Here is a 16,413-nt window from a genome sequence, read left to right as displayed (position 1 = left end):
CCTCCACGCGTAAGAAGAAACCCGCCCATGTGCGGGTTTTTTTTCGCCCCTGGAAAACCGGCCAAGCCCAAGCCCGCAAGGCTTCTAATGCATTCATGCATTTCCATAGCAAAAATAAATGCATCTATGCATTGACTGTATATGCATACATGCATATTCTTCATCTCAAGCCAGCCAACAAGGCCTGGTGGAGGCGGCAAGGATGCTGCCAAGGAAGACAAGGAAGGCACGCAACATCGGCAAGGACGCCATCGAAGCGATGGCAGGGATGCCAGGCAACACCGGCAAGGATGCCGACGCTCTTTAGTTTCAACGCTTCAACAACAGGCAGCGATGAACCGGCCTTACCGGTTCAGAGGGTTGGCAACTGACCCGGGTGTGCAGCGTAAAGCACCAGAAGCAGTTATCCGGCAGACAGGGATCGTGGTCGGAAAAACATCGAGGAAAGGACCGTACCGCGCCAGTAGCGCCGAAAGTCCGAGGACATCATTACTGAAAAGCCCGGGCGACCGGGCTTTTTGGAATGCCTACCTATCCAAGCATTTGTAAATGAAATACGGACTATTTATTGCTCAGCCAGGAGGCGTGACATGACAAATGAACAGCAAGCGTTAGCGGAAATGCCTATCTGGCTGGTCATCATATTGGCGGTGATCGGCGGGGTGTCAGGTGAAATGTGGCGCGCCGATAAAGAAGGCGCACGTGGCTGGTCGCTGATCCGCCGATTGGCCCTGCGTTCCGGGGCGTGCATGGTCTGCGGGGTGTCGGCCTTGATGCTGTGCTACGCCGCCGGCATGTCGATCTGGACCGCCGGCGCCATTGGTTGCCTGACCGCCATGGCCGGTGCCGACGTGGCCATCGGCCTTTATGAGCGATGGGCGGCCAAGCGCATCGGGATCAACCAAGGCTCCGGCCAGGACCCGCACTAATCGTTGCAAGGACGCGACTTAAAATGACGTTTATCGAAAAGCCATCCCAACTGCCCCAGGCCATCGGCGCGGTGCTGCATGCGGCCTTCCCGGACATCAAGGTCGGCAGTCACCAGGACTTTCAAGGCGATGCTGAACAAACCGGCGTAATGGTTACGGTCGAAGGCAATGGCCCGGGCATTCGCTCTCGCGAGGGGCGCAAGGCCCACGTTCTGGCCATTTCACTCAGGGCCATGGTCGCCCCCGGTGCATTGCCGTTCGACGCCTGCGACCTGGCCAGCCAACTCATGGACCTGGTGCTGGATAACCGTTGGAACCTGCCCCAGGCACAGTGCGATTTGCCGGCGAATATCGTCGCTGCGCCCGCTGTGCGCACGTCTGTGCAAACGGACTACGACACCTGGACGGTTTCCTTCACGCAAACCCTCTATCTGGGGCCGACGTTACTCGACGATCCCACAGGCCAACCGCTATTTGCCTGCACCTGGGACGTCTCCAACATCGACGACCCGGCCCAATACAAGCCACTGGCGGAGTAGCCCATGTTCGACGCGCTGTTACGCATGCAATTGGGACCGATCGTCGAACGCCTGGCCGAGATGGAGTCCCAGCTCGAGGACCTCTACCGCCGCGCCGAGAGCTTCTGCCGGATCGGTATTTGCCAGCAGGTTGATGCGGCCAGCAACACCTGCAAGGTCAGCCACGGTGACCTGCTCACCCCGGCGATCCGTTTTTTCAACCCCAGTGCCGGTGCACAAACCGAAACCCGCATCCCCACCGTGGGTGAGCAATGCCTGCTGCTCAACTACGGCGGGGGGGAGGGTGGTGTGCAATCCGTGGCCCTGTTCGGCCTTAACAGTGATCGCTTCCCGCCGGTCTCCAGCGTGGCGACGCTGACCCGGCGCCGACATCAAGACGGCACCCAAAGCGACTACGACGACGCCAGCCACACCTTCAACTGGGTCAACGGCCCGACCACGTTCAGCGGTTCCCGCGAACAGGTTGACGTCAAAGTCGGCGCCGCCAGCCTGACCCTCAGCGCCCAGGGCATCACCCTGCAAGTCGGTGGCACCAGCCTGTTGCTGGATGCCGGCGGCGCGCACTTCAGCGGCCCGGTGGTGGACCATCAAGGACGCGTCATCAGCCCCCGATAAGGACACCCCATGCTCGGAATCGATAGGAACACCGGGGCGGCCGTCGACGACTGGCTGCAATTTGTGCAGCGCGCCACCCGAGCGCTGACCACCCCTGTGGGCACTCGCCAGAAGCGCCCGTTGTACGGCTCGCTGATCCCGCAATTGCTCGGCCAAAACCTCGGTGACGACCTGTTGATCCTCGCCCAGAGCCACGCCGCGCAAGCCTTCTACAACACCCACAACGGCATCGGCGACTTCGACCCTCAGGTCATCGTCGCCACCCGCCAAGGCGCCGGCCTGCTGTTGCGGTTTGCCGGCACCTGGAAAAACCGCCAACAATCCTTCGAGGTCGTGACATGAGCATGCTGATCCCCGGCCAGAACCAACTGGCGGAACCGGCCATCATTAAGGTCGATGAGTTCGAACCGTTGCTGGCCGAATTCAAAGCGTTTGTCATCGACTATGTTGCCACCCGCGCGCCGCAAAGCGCGGCCAAACTCCAGGTCAGCCTCGACAACGAAAGCGAACTGCTGACCCTGGCCCTGGAAGCCTTTTGCGTGCGTCTGCAAACCCATGAGCGCAAATACAACGCCCGCATCAAGCAGATGCTGGCGTGGTGGGCCACCGGCAGCAACCTGGACGCACGCCTGGCCGACATGGGCCTGGAACGCCAAGTACTCGACCCAGGCGACCCGGCCGCGTTCCCGCCGGTGCCGCCCACCTTGGAAAGCGACGACGACGCCCGCCTGCGTTACTACCTGGCGCCCCACGCCCCAGCGGCGGGCTCGCGCATGCAGTATCGCCGTGAAGTGTTCACCTTGGGCGAGCGCCCAGCAGTGAAAGTGCAAAGTGCGACGCCCGGTGTGGTCACGGTCACCTACACCTTCGACCCGGACGGTTACGCGGCCCAGGTCAAGGACGGCAACGCTCGGCGCACCGCACCGGGCGAAGTCATGGTCACTGTGCTTTCCAGGGAAGGTGACGGCACGCCATCTGCCGACTTGCTTGACGGTGTACGTCGACATTTCGCACGGCCGGATGTACGGCCCGAAACCGATCTGGTCAGCGTTCAAGGCGCACAGATTCAACCTTATAAAATTCGCGTGGTGGCCATGATCAACGCCGGCCCAGACTCGGGGCTGACCCAAGTGGCGGCGCAGAAACTGCTGCAAGACTACGCAGAGTCCTGCCACCGCCTGGAAGGGCGGGTGGACCCCAGCTGGATCGACTACGCCATCCACAGTGCTGGCGCTGCGCAACTGCACATCCTTGAACCGCTGGCGCCGATTGTCAGTACCGCGTTCCAGGCCCCGTATTGCACGGGCGTCGAGGTGGAGGTGCGCACGCTATGAGTGAACCCAACGCAAGTTTGCTGCCGGCCAACAGCTCACCGCTGGAAAAGGCCCTGGACCTGGGTTTCGGCAGATTGCTTGAGCGCGTCACCCCGCCGTTTCCGGCGCTGATGAACCCGCTGCACACCCCCAGCGAATTCCTGCCTTACCTGGCCGCCGACCGCGGCGTCAGCGAATGGGATGCCGAGGCCAGCGAAGCGGAAAAACGCCTGACCGTGGCTTTGTCCTGGCAGATCCAGCGCCAGGCAGGTACGCCCAAGGCGCTGAGCCACGCGGTGGAATCATTGGGCTTCACGCCCAATATCAGCGCCTGGTACCAGCAACGTCCGCTGGGCGTGCCTTACACCTTCGACGTGCAGGCGATCATCGGGCGCAGTTGGTCCAGCGGCGACCACAACCGGCTGATCCGTCGCATCAACGCGGCAAAAAGTGAGCGCGATCAGGCGACGATCACCATCGTGCACGAGACCGAAGGCCAGCTCGCGCTCACGCACGTGCTCGACGCGCCTTTAAGCGACGGCGAGTTCTACCTGAACGGCGCGTTGCCGGAATTGGCGCTGGTGGCTCGGCTCAACAGTGCCGGGGTTGCCCAGCACTACACCATTAACGATTACGACCTCAGGGCGCAGCCATGACAGATGAAATCACGCGCCTGGTGCGCTTCACCTCCAAAGGTTTGGATGAAGTGCTGCAGGCAAAGAACCAGGGCCTCAAAGGCGAAATCACCCACATCGGCGCCGGCACCGGCCGCTACAACCCCGACGGCAGCGAAGTGGCCTTGCGTGACGAGCGCCAACGGGTGGCCATCGTCGATTACGAAGACCTGGGCGAACGCCAACTCAGGATGGCCGCGCTGTTTGACGGCGACGGCGAGTATGAGATTGGCGAGTTCGGGTTTTACCTCGCCAGCGGGACGTTGTTGGCGGTGTATTCCGTGGCGGGGAAGTTGCTGACGTATAAAGCGGCGGCGGCAAGGGTGCTGCAGAAGTTTACGCTGGATGTTTCGCCGTTGCCGGCGGATAGCGTGACGATTGTGGTGGGGAGTGAGAACTTGAATCTGTTGTTGGCGGAGGAGATCGCGATTATGGCCGCGGCTTCGGTTGGCAATATGTCCCGCCACGTTGATTTGATGTTTCGGGTTATGCATCTTGAAGCGAAGTAGTAGCACTGACAAAAGTGCTGGAAAGATTAACTGACAGGGAGTTGATGATGGGACTTGAAACGACTATCACGAAAGTTGTGGATGCATGTAACAAGCTTACGGAGACGGTTACCAACCAAATTGGGAAGATTGATGCGCGGGTAGAGGCCGCTTCGAGTCAGTTTACTGCTTGGCGTAATAGTGTGCAGGCTAAGGATATTAATGGTCGTGCGCTTTATAAACAGGATATTGACCTCACTGGATTGTCCACAGAGGTGTTTTATCCTGTTTGGTGGACCATGCCCGGTAACGAGGCGGGTGAAACGGAAATTACCGTCTCGCGGGTATATTATCGAGACAGTGACAAAGCACCCTTCGGTGAGGGGATTTATCACATCGCTGGCTTGAACTTGCAACTCGAGGGCGTCGGGTATATATGGAACGGTGATGCTAACTTCCTAGCTATCAAGCGCATCTCCCAGACTTACCGTGAAACGGTGAGAGGTGTTTCGTTTGGCATGGTTTGTACAGCACGTGCCGTTACTGGGCTCAAGCCTATGTATTTGGGTTTGGTCGCTGGACAACTAACGAATGCTCCGCAGTTTTCTGGGATGTACCTGAGGGGTGGGCTGAGCTATACCATCACCAAAACATTTGATTATCCTGTTAATTACAGCAAGTTAGACACTGAAGTGATTATGAAGGATGACGTTAACGCCGATTGGGAAGTTCGTTGGGCGGTGAAACCTTATTCCTTGGCTCAGGCAGAGGTTGCGCTCGGTAAAACCCTCGAAGAGAAGCGTTTGGCTTATTCCCACGATAACGACATTCGCTATACCGCCAAGGTTTAAGGAGTGATCAAATGACTTTGTTTATCGAAAAGTTGGTAACCCCTGCGGGCGACTCGTTGATCAACGTACCCGCCAGCCCGCAGACCCTCAAAGGTCTGGGCTTTAGCGATGAGGCCGCTCAGACGCTGATCGAGAACGCCACGTCCGCAGCCGCGCTCGCTAGCACTATTGCTGCCCGCCGCTCTGCCTATGTCAGCGAAGCTGACCCGATGTACCTTGAATGGCAATTCGACGGTACAGCTGAAAAGGAAAAAGAGTGGCGAGCCAAAGTAGCCGAAATCAAAGCGCGTTTCCCATTACCTGAAGATAAGTAGTAAACCACCGCGAAAGCGGTTTTTTTTCGCCTCCCCAAAGCCCCTCCCCGCAGGGGCTTTTGCATTTTCCACCCGGAGATTTCCACCCATGCCCACCCGCCAAACCTACACCGTCCTCATCCCATTCCCCATCGGCAACGGCCATTGGTCCACCGCCGGCGAGGAGCTGGAACTGCTCGACGTTGAAGCATCCGCCCTGCGCACCGCTGGCCGCCTGGAACTGACCAGCGTCCTCAACTCCACCCCCAAGAAGGCTGAATAACCATGGCAGAAGTCCTGAACTTCGAGCACAACGGCATCACTGTGAATGCCACTGAATCCCCCGAGGCCATGGGTGGCCTTGGCGATAACGTCATTGGCCTGGTCGGCACTGCGCCGAATGCCCATGCGTCGATTCCGAAAAACGCGCCGTTTCGCATCAACAGCTTCACCACCCAGGCGCTGCTGGACCCCACCGGCACCGAGTCGGGCACTTTGTTCCAGGCGGTGTACCAGATCCTCAAGGTGGTGAAGGTGCCGGTCTATGTGGTCATCGTCGAAGAAGGCGCTACCCCGGCCGACACGATCAACAATGTGATCGGCGGCAACGACCCGGTCACCGGTCGCAAACTGGGCCTGGCGGCCCTGAGCAGCGTGCCAGAAGACCTGACCATCATCGGCGCTCCAGGCTTTACCGGCACCAAGGCTGTGGCCGGTGAGTTCGCCTCGTTCGGCAAACGCATCAAGGCCCGTGTGGTGCTCGATGGCAAAGACGCTTCCGTTGCCGACCAAGTGACCTACAGCGGCGAGCTGGGCGGTGCCGACCTGGGCTTCGACCGTTGCCTGCTGGTACACAACATGCCGTCGGTGTACTCCAAGGCCGCGAAGAAGAATGTGTTCCTGTCGCCATCCTCGCTGGCCATCGCCGCACTGGCCAAGGTCAAGCAGTGGGAAAGCCCGGGTAACCAGGTGACCTTCGCCGAGGACGTTTCCCGCGTGGTCGAGTACAACATCCTCGACACCTCCACCGAAGGCGACCTGCTCAACCGCTACGGCGTGAGCTATTACGCCCGCACCATCCTCGGCGGTTTCTCGTTGCTGGGTAACCGCTCCATCACCGGCAAGTTCATCAGCTACGTCGGCCTGGAAGATGCCATCAGCCGCAAGCTGGTCAAGGCCGGCCAGAAAGCCATGGCCAAGAACCTCACCAAGTCCTTCATGGACCAGGAGGTCAAGCGCATCAATGACTGGCTGCAAACTCTGGTGGCCGACGAAACCATTCCCGGCGGCAGCGTGTACCTGCACCCGGAGCTGAACAGCGTAGAGAAGTACAAGAACGGCACCTGGTTCATCGTCATCGACTACGGCCGCTACGCGCCGAACGAACACATGGTTTATCAACTCAACGCCCGCGATGAAATCATCGAGCAGTTCCTGGAGGACGTTCTCTAATGTTTACCAACCGAGTCAGACAGGCCATTGCGGCCACCCTTCAAGGCCTGCCGTTGTCGGCAACCGTTGATTCCTTTACGCCGCCGAAGATCGAGTTCGAGATGGACCCGATGACCGGTGGGCGCTTCATCGCCGAGGAGGTCGCCAAAAGCGCCAAGGTGCTGAATGCAACCCTGGTACTGCAAGGTGTTGGCGCCCAAGTCCTGCTGGCGCTTGGCGTCACCCAGGGTGACGACATCCTGTTGAGCGTGCGTGAAGCCGGTCAGGATCAGGACGGCAAGACCTACTTCACCTACCACACCGTGGGCGGCAAGCTGAAGTCCCTGGCCGAGACAGCGCTGACGATGAACGCCAAGCCAGTCACCACTCTGGAACTGTCCTGCCGTACCTACAACCGTCTGGAAAATGGCATTCCAGTGATCGACATCGACGTGCGCACCCAGAAGTTTGTGCTCAACGGCGTCGACATTCTTGGCGATGCCCGCCGCGCTGTGCTGATGCCTTAAGGGCCGGCGCAATCTGAAGCGAGCACGGTCAAGGTGGGAGCTGGCTTGCCTGCGATACAGGCGACTCGGTATCCCTGGAGCATCGAGTGGATGCCATCGCAGGCAAGCCAGCTTCCACAGGGGCCGTGCTCAGGTTTAGATTTTTCGCACTTTTCAACACCGCTCAACAAGGAATTGCCCCATGGCCTGGATGCCTCCGTTGCACATCCTGCTGTCCCCGATCACCGCCGATACCGGTGCGACGATCGAGCAGGTTCAACTCAAACCGTTGTTCTACGCCGCGCAAAAAGACGCGCTGGCCCGGGCCGGTGATGACGAGGACGACCAGTTCTTTGAACTGGCGAAACTCGCCACCGGCCTGTCGGAAAAAGAGCTCGACCAACTCAAGCGCCCGGACTACGTGAGCATTGCGCAGTACGTACACGAAATGTCGACCCGACCTGCATCGTTTTTTCTCGCGCAAACCGATAGCCCGCGCGAGTCGTTAACGTGCGAACAAGTTGCCTTGCTGCTGCCGCTGGACGCGAGCGGTCGCACTCTCACCAGCGTCACCCTGGAAATGCCCGCCTTGCGCGCTACCAAGGTGATGAAAAAAATCGCCACTAACAAAGACCGGGCCGAGTTCATCACCGCTCACTGCACCGGCCTGATGATTCCCGATCTTGCCGGCCTGACCGTGCCCGACTGGACCGAACTGCAGGAGCGCATTGACGATTTTTTAAACAAACCGGCGGACTTCTTTCGGAACGCGACATCGAAGTGATCCTCGATGTAGTGCCGCTGGTTTACTCGGTAAGCGAAGCGGAAATCCTCGACTGGGAAGTCGGAAAAGCAATGCGCCGCTACGACATCGCAATCAGTCGTCTTGGCGTTAAACAGGAGTAGAGCGCAATGGCAGACGGTAATCATGGAGCGGGGTCAGCCATTGCCAAGGAAGGCGTGATGACTCAGGGCTCACTTGCAATGGCAGGGGCACAAGCCAGCCTCAAGCCTATGGCGCAAACTCTGGCGAGCCCGCTGGAGGCACCGGGGAGTACGGCGAATTTGGCATTGGCATTGGCCGATGCCAGCTTGCAGATCAAGCATCTGGCGGACGGGCAGGTACGGTTGGTCGATACGCTGGAGCTGTTCAACGTCTCGTTGCTCAAGGTGATGGACGCCCGGCAAGCTCAAACTGCCGGGAACGCAGAGGGTACGAAGACCGTCGCGGCTACAGACAAGCGCACACCCTCGCAGGCGCTGGACGCCGCGATGACCGACCTTGATCAACTGTTGAGGTTTACTCGCAATGAGCGCAAGGCATTGCGCGAAGCCAACCTTGCCATGGCATCCGAGCCGGTGGTGGCCGCCAGTGGTGCCAGCGCCGTCGACCTCGCTAAGGTCGAGTATGCCGCCGCCCGCACAGGTATTGGCAGCGATCGTAAGGACGCTTCAGGCAATATTGACCCCGTTGGGCGCCAGGCAGACCTGCAGCAGTTCACCCGCGACGCCGCAATCATGGCGACCGCGTTCAAGATCGACGTCAAAAATGCCGGCGAACTCATGGGCGGCTGGCGCGAGTCAATGCACCTTGATCGCGCACAAGCCTTGGACCTTGCCGACGCAACAAACGTGCTGGGCACTCAGGTATCGCTCAAGGCCGAATCGGCGGATATCGGGGCTATTGTGCAACTCCAGGGCGCCGCCGCGAAGGCTGCGGGCATGAGCCCCGAACAGGCAGCAGCGCTTTCGGCGGCGTTGTTGAGCGCAGGTAACAGCAAGGCTGTTGCTGGTGCCGGACTGGAAAAAATCAGCGCCGTCCTGGCTAAAGGCGACAACGCCTCTGCAGGGCAACGCAGTGCCTGGGCAGAGCTCAAGCTTGATCCCAAAGTACTCGCGGCGGGCATGAAACAGGACGCCCCGCAGGCCGTGCTTACGGTGCTGGAGGCGCTCAAGTCGCAACCCGCTGAAAGGCAGGCGGTGCTGGCGACGCAGTTGTTCGACGGCAACCAGACGATTTTGAGCCTGGTACCGGTGATCGACAGAGTGAAACAGGCCTTTTCGCTGGTCGCAGAAAAGTCCACCTACGCCACTTCGACGCTGGGCGACCAAGGTTCGGTGCTGCGTTCGGCCGCGGTTCGTGCGGACTCTACTTACGCACGTCGGCAAGCCTACGAGGCCAGTACCACACGCTTGAGCACCGCCTCTGATACAGCGTTGGCCCCCGTTGTGGATACCTCGCTGACCGCAATGAACGGCCTGGTCAGCGGCGTGGCTTGGCTCGCGGAAGGCCTGCCCAAGGCTGCCGCAGCCGTCACCCTGGCGGGTGCGGTGCTGATCCCGGTGGTTTCCGGTGTTTTCGGTGCCGTGAAGGACAAGATTTTCGAAAAGGTCGCAGGGAAAGTACTCGGAGAGGGGCCGGCAGCAGGGAATAAAACCACACCGCCGGGCAGCCAGCGCAAAGCCCCGAGCAATGACGAGCACAGCGGTAATCGCCCGTCTGCTTCCGGCCCTGGCATCTCTGGCAAAGCGGCGAAGGTGAGCACGCTGGCCAAAGGGGTGCCCCTGGGTTTGGTGGTGGCCCAGGCCGGTGTCGAGATGACGCGAGGCGCGATGACCGGAAACCTGGGTCAAGCGGTTGGCACCAGCGTGGGCTCTATCGGCGGCGGTGTTGCCGGCGGTGTCGTTGGTGATGTGGCCGGGATGGCGATTGGCCGAGCGGTCGGCACGCTGGCGGGAGCTGTTATCGGTTCGGTCGTTCCGGGTGCCGGCACAGTGTTGGGCGGGGTGATGGGCGGGGTGATGGGAGGCGTCGCCGGTGGCGCAATCGGCAAGGTAGTCGGTGGTGCCGTGGGCACTTTCGTGGGCAGTGACGTCGGTGCGTGGCTGGCTGAAAAAGTGATGGGGACGGGCGATCGCCTGCCATCCCCCACAGAGGTCAGCAAAAACCTCAACGCCCCTCAAGCCGACAACCGCCAAATCAACTTCGCCCCGCAAATCACCATCACCGCGCCTGAGCAAGCCAGCCATCAACAACTGGCGGCGCTCGTGGTGCAACAGATCGAAGCGCAATTTACCCCGCTGTCGATGGACAACCTGCTGGCGACCCGACGCGGCGCAGCACTCACCGATGGAGCTGTGTGATGCGACAACAGATGGTCTTGGGCACTTTTATTTTCGGGCTGTCCCGTGGGTTCGCCTACGACACCCTTGACCGAGGTAGCAGCGGGGGGTGGGTCAGCCTCGACATCATTGCCGGCAAACCTAAATCCAGCCAGGTCGGCCAGGGGCTCGAAACGCTGGCATTGGGCGGCAAGGCTGCGCGTGCCAAGGGCATGGCGCGCCTGGATGAGTTGCGCGCCCTGCAGGCCCTGCGCACGCCGTTGCCTTTGGTAGACGGATTAGGGCGTAACTGGGGGCTATGGACCATCAAGTCGATCAGTGAAAAACAAGCCAGCGTGATCGACGACGGTACGGCCATGGTGATCAATTGGTCGTTGGTACTGGAGGAGTTCGTCAATGCGTAGGGTTCGAAGTATTGCCGGCGACTCGGTGAACCTGTTGCTCTACCGCCAACTGGGGCGCAGTGATGATGCCGCAGAAGAGGCGTTGTGGCGCTTGAATCCGGAGTTGGCCGAACAGGGCGCAGTACTGCCTGCGGGCGTCAGTGTGCTGGTGCCCGAATTGGATGCGCAACCGGTCGCAAGCCGGCCGGTTTCCGCCTGGGATTAAGGAGCCATCATGGCACTCGGATTTACACCTGTAGTGGAGCTTTATGGAACCAATGCCGCGCTATTTAACGAGCGGTTATTGGAGTGGGAACACACCGACGCAGCGGGGTTTGTATCTGATCAACTGAAGCTGACCCTCGATATCGAGGGGCTTGAAGGGCTGCCCGATCTGGGCGGCAAAATCGGCCTGCGTGTTGGATACCTGGAATCGGGCCTAGTGGATAAGGGCGTGTTCAAGATCACCCAGCGTACGCCCTCGATGTTTCCATTGCGCCTGGTACTGGTGGCCACGGCGGCACCGTTCGACGAGCACGAATTCAAACAGCGACGCACTGCCAGCCATGGGCCGATAACCCTGGGGGCGCTGTTTCGTCAACTGACCACTCGGTACGGTTTTTCCCCGCGTGTGGCGCCTGAACTCGACGGTGAGCCCATCGCGCATATCGATCAGACCAATGAAAGCGACATGGCTTTTCTCACGCGCTTGGCCAAGCGCTTCGATGCGGTGGCCAAGCCTGTCGATGAGCTGTATGTACTGGGGCGTAAAGGCCAGATCAAGACGCTGTCGGGCAAGGCAATGCCGGATGTGCGGTTGTCGATTACCCATGACAATCGTCCAGGCGAGCGTGCGTTCATCAGCGCCAGCTTCACCGACGCCAGCCGTGCCAAATACAACGGCGCGCAAACCTCATGGTGGGATGCCGCAGGCGGCAAACAGCATGTTATCCAGGTGGGCGTCGCTCCCTTCAAAGTGGTGACACAGCGATACCAGAGCGAGGACGAAGCGCGCTCGGCGGCGCAGGGAGAGATGCGGCGGGTGGGGCGCGAAGGGTTGCAGATCGATGTGGTCTGCCCTGGCAACCCCTCGTTGGCTGCTGAAGGCCTGTTGCTGCTGGATGAGTCGTGGCCGGGGTTCATGCAAGGGCGCTGGTCGATTAAAACGGTGAAATCCAAGGGCGAACGCAAAGGTGGCTATCGGAGTACGGTCCAGGCCAGCGGTTTGTCGGTGTAGAGGCTTCCTTAGAGTAAAACCCATGGTCATCACACATGCTCAGCTTCTGGGCGTAATGCCTGGAGCCCGCCTTCGCGCGGGCTTTTTTTTAACCTTTCTAAATGCGGCCTTCGCTGCACACCAGATCAATACGGCCCGTCGCGTTGCCGCCTTCCTCGCCCAAGTTGGCCACGAGTCTGCCCAGTTGCAGTACGTGCGCGAACTGGGCAGTGATCAATACCTGAGCAAGTACGACACCGGCAGCTTGGCCGCGCGGCTGGGCAACACCCCTGAGGCGGACGGTGATGGGCAAATGTATCGGGGCAGGGGGCTGATCCAGATCACCGGGCGCCGCAATTACATGGCATGCAGCCAAGCGCTGTTCGGTGACGATCGCTTGCTTGGACAACCGCAGTTGCTGGAGCAGCCACAGTGGGCCTGCGAATCCGCCGCCTGGTTCTGGCAAAGCAACGGTCTCAATGAACTCGCCGACAAAGACCAGTTCACCACCATCACCCGCCGCATCAACGGCGGCCTCAACGGCCTGGACGACCGTTTGCAGTTGTGGGTGCGAGCGAAGGCGGTGCTGTGCGTTTCCTAGGTGCGTTTCGCTCGGTCGGTGTGTGCCTGCTCATGGTGCATGTGTGGCAGGTGCAGGCCGTCGCGCATTAGTCTCTTGATGCACTCTGTGTCTTGCATGGTCGATGGGCTCCTGTAGGGTAGGCAAACCCCCGCCCATTCCTGGAGACGACCGTGAAGGAAATCACTCAACTGGCTGCCGAACTGGGGCGCCGTTTGCAGGTGCTCAGTGCCCACGTCACCACTGCCGAGTCCTGTACCGGCGGCGGTATTGCCGAAGCCATCACGCGCATCCCGGGCAGTTCGGCCTGGTTCGAGGCGGGCTATGTCACTTATTCCAACCGACAGAAGACCCGGCAACTGAATGTGCCGGAAAAACTGTTCGCCAAAGTCGGGGCCGTCAGCCAGGAAGTGGTGGAAGCGATGGCCCGGGGCGCGCAGGAAAAAAGCCTGGCCCGATTTGCCGTGGCGGTCAGCGGTGTGGCCGGCCCCGATGGCGGCTCGCCGGACAAGCCTGTAGGCACCGTTTGGCTGGCCTTTGCCGTGGGCGACGAAGTCACGGCCGAGCTTGCGCACTTCCCCGGCAACCGCGACGAGGTCCGCCGACAAACGGTAAAAGCCGCGCTGGAGGGCTTGTTGCGACGAGCAGCAGCAGAAATAGACAATCAGGGGTAGGCGATCACCGATCTTTGTGGAACAATACTGTCTACTTATACAGGTGTTGGCCGTCAGGCCTTATTGATTACGTGAGGACTTTAATGGACGACAACAAGAAGAAAGCCTTGGCTGCGGCCCTGGGTCAGATCGAACGTCAATTCGGCAAGGGTGCCGTAATGCGTATGGGCGATCACGACCGTCAGGCGATCCCGGCTATTTCCACTGGCTCTCTGGGTCTGGACATCGCACTCGGCATTGGCGGCCTGCCAAAAGGCCGTATCGTTGAAATCTACGGTCCTGAATCTTCCGGTAAAACCACCCTGACCCTGTCGGTGATTGCCCAGGCGCAGAAAATGGGCGCCACCTGTGCGTTCGTCGACGCCGAGCACGCCCTGGATCCTGAGTACGCCGGCAAACTGGGCGTCAACGTTGATGACCTGCTGGTTTCCCAGCCGGACACCGGCGAGCAAGCCCTGGAAATCACCGACATGCTGGTGCGCTCCAACGCCATCGACGTGATCGTGGTCGACTCCGTGGCGGCCCTGGTGCCCAAGGCTGAAATCGAAGGCGAAATGGGCGACATGCACGTGGGCCTGCAAGCCCGCCTGATGTCCCAGGCGCTGCGTAAAATCACCGGTAACATCAAGAACGCCAACTGCCTGGTGATCTTCATCAACCAGATCCGTATGAAGATCGGCGTGATGTTCGGTAGCCCGGAAACCACCACCGGTGGTAACGCGCTGAAGTTCTACGCTTCGGTCCGTCTGGATATCCGCCGTACCGGCGCGGTGAAGGAAGGCGACGAGGTTGTGGGTAGCGAAACCCGCGTCAAGGTTGTGAAGAACAAAGTGGCGCCGCCATTCCGTCAGGCCGAGTTCCAGATTCTCTACGGTAAGGGTATTTACCTGAACGGCGAGATGATCGACCTGGGCGTACTGCACGGTTTCGTCGAGAAGTCTGGTGCCTGGTATGCCTACAACGGCAGCAAGATCGGTCAGGGTAAGGCCAACTCGGCCAAGTTCCTGGCGGACAACCCGGATATCGCTGCCACGCTTGAGAAGCAGATCCGCGATAAGCTGCTGACCGCCGCGCCAGATGTAAAAGCGGCTGCCAACCGTGAGCCGGTTGAAGAAGTGGAAGAAGCCGACACTGACATCTGAAGCAAACGATGACTGTTGTACTGGATACGCTCGTCGCCGTTCGGCGTACTGCGATGGACCTGCTCGCTCGCCGCGAGCATGGTCGAGTCGAGCTGACGCGCAAGTTGCGTCAGCGCGGCGCAGAGCCTGAGATGATCGAAACAGCCCTCGACCGGTTGACGGAAGAAGGGCTGTTGTCGGAAGCCCGTTACCTTGAAAGTTTTGTGTCTTACCGCGCACGCTCCGGTTATGGCCCTGCGCGGATTCGCGAAGAGTTGAGCCAACGTGGCCTGCAACGTGCCGATATCGACCTCGCGCTACGTGAGTGCGGTATCAGTTGGCAGTCGCAATTGGAGGAAACCTGGCGTCGAAAGTTTGCGGGCCACCTTCCAATTGATGCCAGGGAGCGTGCGAAGCAAGGTCGCTTCTTGAGTTATCGCGGGTTTTCGATGGACATGATCAGCCGCTTGTTGAGCGGTCGGGATATGGACGACTGAACGCCAAAAAACAAAAGGCCCACTATGAAAATAGTGGGCCTTTTTTTTCGCCTGTAAAAAAGTCACGCTGTCTCTGGCGTCATCCGTTGCTGGGCCTTGCCCTGAGCGTGCGCCCAGTTCTCCGGCAGGTTGATGTAATCCACCAACTCCCGCAGCCGCCCCTGATCGCGACCGTTGAAATTGAATACCAGGCGCGTCAAATGGCTGAACCGCGGTTCGTCATGGTCTTCGCCTGTATAGGCGAGTTGCTGGAATTCGCCACTGAGCCGCAGGCTGGCAAACGCTTGCTGCATATGGGCCAGGGCGCGATCACTCAGGGGATGATTCATGCGCACCACAAACTCACGTTTCAACCAACGGGTGGAGTGGAAGTTGGCGTAGAACTGGTTGATTTCGTCTACCGCCTCTTCAGCGCTGTAGACCAGACGGACCAGTTTGAGGTCGGTGGGCAGGATATAGCGATTGGCTTCCAACTGACTGCGGATGAAGTCCAGGGCGCCTTGCCAGAACCCACCGCCCGGCGCATCCAGTAGCACTACCGGCACCAGCGGGCTCTTGCCGGTCTGGATCAGGGTCAGCACTTCCAATGCCTCGTCGAGGGTGCCGAAACCGCCAGGGCACAACACCAGCGCGTCGGCTTCCTTGACGAAGAACAGCTTGCGGGTAAAGAAGAAGTGGAATGACAGCAGGTTGTCGGTGCCATCAATGGTCGGGTTGGCGTGCTGTTCAAAGGGCAGGGTGATATTGAACCCCAGGCTGTGCTCCAGGCCCGCGCCTTCGTGGGCAGCAGCCATGATGCCGCCACCGCCACCGGTGATGACCATCAGGTCGGAACGTGCCAACGCCGCACCCACCTCTCGGGCCAGCGCATACAGGGGGCTTTCCACTGGCGTACGCGCCGAGCCGAATACTGTGACTTTGCGCCGGCCCTTGAACTGTTCGAGGACGCGAAAGGCATGGTCCAATTCGCGAATGGCGCGCAGGGTAATCTTGGCGTTCCAGCGGTCACGGTCGTCCTGTGCCATGCGCAGGACGGTGAGGATCATGTCTCGATAAAGAGGAATATTCGGACTGTTGGGGGCGATCAACTGAATTTGTGCGTCGACCTGCTGGGTGAGGTCGGTCCCGATTTCTTCAAAATGACGAAGCAGCAAATCATTCGATTCATAAGGCATTCAAT

Annotated in this window: 22 protein-coding genes; 21 read left to right on the top strand and 1 reads right to left on the bottom strand. The window is 59.8% G+C overall.

Annotation, left to right across the window (positions count from 1 at the left end; genetic code table 11):
• Positions 1-590 precede the first annotated feature (590 nt).
• From PSH76_RS21750 to recX, 21 genes are all read left to right on the top strand, one after another.
• Positions 591-929, top strand: coding sequence for a phage holin family protein (locus PSH76_RS21750; protein ID WP_032893298.1), 339 nt, complete (start codon positions 591-593; stop codon positions 927-929).
• A 23-nt stretch (positions 930-952) separates the two neighbouring features.
• Positions 953-1,468, top strand: coding sequence for a hypothetical protein (locus PSH76_RS21745; protein WP_032893297.1), 516 nt, complete (start codon positions 953-955; stop codon positions 1,466-1,468).
• 3 nt (positions 1,469-1,471) lie between these two features.
• The gene (locus tag PSH76_RS21740; protein WP_032893296.1) at positions 1,472-2,083 is read left to right on the top strand and encodes a phage baseplate assembly protein V; all 612 of its coding nucleotides are present in this window, start codon (positions 1,472-1,474) and stop codon (positions 2,081-2,083) included.
• 9 nt (positions 2,084-2,092) lie between these two features.
• Positions 2,093-2,425: a phage baseplate protein gene (locus tag PSH76_RS21735; protein WP_032893295.1), complete on the top strand. Its 333-nt coding sequence runs from the start codon at positions 2,093-2,095 to the stop codon at positions 2,423-2,425.
• Positions 2,422-3,417: a baseplate J/gp47 family protein gene (locus PSH76_RS21730; protein ID WP_098949399.1), complete on the top strand. Its 996-nt coding sequence runs from the start codon at positions 2,422-2,424 to the stop codon at positions 3,415-3,417. Before PSH76_RS21735 ends, PSH76_RS21730 begins: the two co-directional genes overlap by 4 nt.
• Complete coding sequence (locus PSH76_RS21725) at positions 3,414-4,052, top strand: phage tail protein I (RefSeq protein WP_305492896.1); 639 nt, start codon at positions 3,414-3,416, stop codon at positions 4,050-4,052. Before PSH76_RS21730 ends, PSH76_RS21725 begins: the two co-directional genes overlap by 4 nt.
• Positions 4,049-4,579 carry a tail fiber protein gene (locus PSH76_RS21720; RefSeq protein WP_032893292.1) on the top strand — a complete coding sequence of 177 codons (531 nt, stop codon included), beginning with the start codon at positions 4,049-4,051 and terminating at the stop codon, positions 4,577-4,579. Before PSH76_RS21725 ends, PSH76_RS21720 begins: the two co-directional genes overlap by 4 nt.
• Positions 4,580-4,626: 47 nt before the next feature.
• Positions 4,627-5,409 carry a phage tail protein gene (locus tag PSH76_RS21715; RefSeq protein ID WP_278916278.1) on the top strand — a complete coding sequence of 261 codons (783 nt, stop codon included), beginning with the start codon at positions 4,627-4,629 and terminating at the stop codon, positions 5,407-5,409.
• An 11-nt stretch (positions 5,410-5,420) separates the two neighbouring features.
• Positions 5,421-5,723 (top strand): hypothetical protein, encoded by a 303-nt coding sequence (locus PSH76_RS21710; RefSeq protein ID WP_082239702.1) that lies wholly within the window; start codon positions 5,421-5,423, stop codon positions 5,721-5,723.
• Positions 5,724-5,811: 88 nt separating this feature from the next.
• Entirely contained in the window at positions 5,812-5,985 is a 174-nt protein-coding gene (locus PSH76_RS21705; RefSeq protein WP_003189022.1) for a hypothetical protein, read from the top strand.
• 2 nt (positions 5,986-5,987) lie between these two features.
• Positions 5,988-7,154 (top strand): tail protein, encoded by a 1,167-nt coding sequence (locus tag PSH76_RS21700; RefSeq protein ID WP_032877508.1) that lies wholly within the window; start codon positions 5,988-5,990, stop codon positions 7,152-7,154.
• Positions 7,154-7,660: a phage major tail tube protein gene (locus PSH76_RS21695; RefSeq protein WP_305492895.1), complete on the top strand. Its 507-nt coding sequence runs from the start codon at positions 7,154-7,156 to the stop codon at positions 7,658-7,660. Before PSH76_RS21700 ends, PSH76_RS21695 begins: the two co-directional genes overlap by 1 nt.
• A gap of 181 nt (positions 7,661-7,841) precedes the next feature.
• A complete protein-coding gene (locus PSH76_RS21690) occupies positions 7,842-8,423 on the top strand; it encodes a phage tail assembly protein (protein ID WP_305492894.1) in 582 nt (193 codons plus the stop codon).
• A 128-nt stretch (positions 8,424-8,551) separates the two neighbouring features.
• Positions 8,552-10,783, top strand: a complete 2,232-nt coding sequence (locus PSH76_RS21685; protein WP_305492893.1) for a phage tail tape measure protein — start codon at positions 8,552-8,554, stop codon at positions 10,781-10,783.
• The gene (locus tag PSH76_RS21680) at positions 10,783-11,166 is read left to right on the top strand and encodes a phage tail protein (RefSeq protein ID WP_278916289.1); all 384 of its coding nucleotides are present in this window, start codon (positions 10,783-10,785) and stop codon (positions 11,164-11,166) included. The genes PSH76_RS21685 and PSH76_RS21680 overlap by 1 nt, the downstream gene beginning before the upstream one ends.
• Positions 11,159-11,371, top strand: coding sequence for a tail protein X (locus PSH76_RS21675; RefSeq protein ID WP_044272200.1), 213 nt, complete (start codon positions 11,159-11,161; stop codon positions 11,369-11,371). The genes PSH76_RS21680 and PSH76_RS21675 overlap by 8 nt, the downstream gene beginning before the upstream one ends.
• Before the next feature lie 9 nt (positions 11,372-11,380).
• Entirely contained in the window at positions 11,381-12,382 is a 1,002-nt protein-coding gene (locus tag PSH76_RS21670; RefSeq protein WP_305492892.1) for a contractile injection system protein, VgrG/Pvc8 family, read from the top strand.
• Between the two features lie 22 nt (positions 12,383-12,404).
• Complete coding sequence (locus PSH76_RS21665) at positions 12,405-12,962, top strand: glycoside hydrolase family 19 protein (RefSeq protein WP_305492891.1); 558 nt, start codon at positions 12,405-12,407, stop codon at positions 12,960-12,962.
• Positions 12,963-13,114: 152 nt separating this feature from the next.
• Positions 13,115-13,615, top strand: a complete 501-nt coding sequence (locus tag PSH76_RS21660) for a CinA family protein (RefSeq protein ID WP_020301157.1) — start codon at positions 13,115-13,117, stop codon at positions 13,613-13,615.
• Positions 13,616-13,698: 83 nt separating this feature from the next.
• Complete coding sequence (recA, locus tag PSH76_RS21655) at positions 13,699-14,757, top strand: recombinase RecA (protein ID WP_003189042.1); 1,059 nt, start codon at positions 13,699-13,701, stop codon at positions 14,755-14,757.
• 8 nt (positions 14,758-14,765) lie between these two features.
• Positions 14,766-15,233: a recombination regulator RecX gene (gene recX, locus PSH76_RS21650; protein WP_003189043.1), complete on the top strand. Its 468-nt coding sequence runs from the start codon at positions 14,766-14,768 to the stop codon at positions 15,231-15,233.
• A gap of 62 nt (positions 15,234-15,295) precedes the next feature.
• On the opposite strand, the gene PSH76_RS21645 is transcribed toward recX, so the two are convergent.
• Entirely contained in the window at positions 15,296-16,408 is a 1,113-nt protein-coding gene (locus PSH76_RS21645) for a TIGR00730 family Rossman fold protein (RefSeq protein ID WP_305492890.1), read from the bottom strand.
• Positions 16,409-16,413: the final 5 nt, after the last annotated feature.

It is taken from the genome of Pseudomonas sp. FP215 (assembly GCF_030687795.1).
Taxonomy (GTDB): Bacteria; Pseudomonadota; Gammaproteobacteria; order Pseudomonadales; family Pseudomonadaceae; genus Aquipseudomonas; species Aquipseudomonas salmasensis.
This window is presented reverse-complemented; position numbering and strand designations above follow the sequence as displayed.

Bases quoted from the DNA above. Each gene is read 5' to 3' on its own strand.
- PSH76_RS21675 (WP_044272200.1), top strand. From the start codon at position 11,159: ATGCGTAGGGTTCGAAGTATTGCCGGCGACTCGGTGAACCTGTTGCTC.
- PSH76_RS21705 (WP_003189022.1), top strand. From the start codon at position 5,812: ATGCCCACCCGCCAAACCTACACCGTCCTCATCCCATTCCCCATCGGC.
- PSH76_RS21645 (WP_305492890.1), bottom strand. From the start codon at position 16,408: ATGCCTTATGAATCGAATGATTTGCTGCTTCGTCATTTTGAAGAAATC.
- PSH76_RS21730 (WP_098949399.1), top strand. From the start codon at position 2,422: ATGAGCATGCTGATCCCCGGCCAGAACCAACTGGCGGAACCGGCCATC.
- PSH76_RS21745 (WP_032893297.1), top strand. From the start codon at position 953: ATGACGTTTATCGAAAAGCCATCCCAACTGCCCCAGGCCATCGGCGCG.
- PSH76_RS21670 (WP_305492892.1), top strand. From the start codon at position 11,381: ATGGCACTCGGATTTACACCTGTAGTGGAGCTTTATGGAACCAATGCC.
- recA (WP_003189042.1), top strand. From the start codon at position 13,699: ATGGACGACAACAAGAAGAAAGCCTTGGCTGCGGCCCTGGGTCAGATC.
- PSH76_RS21750 (WP_032893298.1), top strand. From the start codon at position 591: ATGACAAATGAACAGCAAGCGTTAGCGGAAATGCCTATCTGGCTGGTC.
- PSH76_RS21695 (WP_305492895.1), top strand. From the start codon at position 7,154: ATGTTTACCAACCGAGTCAGACAGGCCATTGCGGCCACCCTTCAAGGC.
- PSH76_RS21685 (WP_305492893.1), top strand. From the start codon at position 8,552: ATGGCAGACGGTAATCATGGAGCGGGGTCAGCCATTGCCAAGGAAGGC.
- PSH76_RS21680 (WP_278916289.1), top strand. From the start codon at position 10,783: ATGCGACAACAGATGGTCTTGGGCACTTTTATTTTCGGGCTGTCCCGT.
- PSH76_RS21665 (WP_305492891.1), top strand. From the start codon at position 12,405: ATGGTCATCACACATGCTCAGCTTCTGGGCGTAATGCCTGGAGCCCGC.
- recX (WP_003189043.1), top strand. From the start codon at position 14,766: ATGACTGTTGTACTGGATACGCTCGTCGCCGTTCGGCGTACTGCGATG.
- PSH76_RS21725 (WP_305492896.1), top strand. From the start codon at position 3,414: ATGAGTGAACCCAACGCAAGTTTGCTGCCGGCCAACAGCTCACCGCTG.
- PSH76_RS21700 (WP_032877508.1), top strand. From the start codon at position 5,988: ATGGCAGAAGTCCTGAACTTCGAGCACAACGGCATCACTGTGAATGCC.
- PSH76_RS21715 (WP_278916278.1), top strand. From the start codon at position 4,627: ATGGGACTTGAAACGACTATCACGAAAGTTGTGGATGCATGTAACAAG.
- PSH76_RS21735 (WP_032893295.1), top strand. From the start codon at position 2,093: ATGCTCGGAATCGATAGGAACACCGGGGCGGCCGTCGACGACTGGCTG.
- PSH76_RS21740 (WP_032893296.1), top strand. From the start codon at position 1,472: ATGTTCGACGCGCTGTTACGCATGCAATTGGGACCGATCGTCGAACGC.
- PSH76_RS21710 (WP_082239702.1), top strand. From the start codon at position 5,421: ATGACTTTGTTTATCGAAAAGTTGGTAACCCCTGCGGGCGACTCGTTG.
- PSH76_RS21720 (WP_032893292.1), top strand. From the start codon at position 4,049: ATGACAGATGAAATCACGCGCCTGGTGCGCTTCACCTCCAAAGGTTTG.
- PSH76_RS21690 (WP_305492894.1), top strand. From the start codon at position 7,842: ATGGCCTGGATGCCTCCGTTGCACATCCTGCTGTCCCCGATCACCGCC.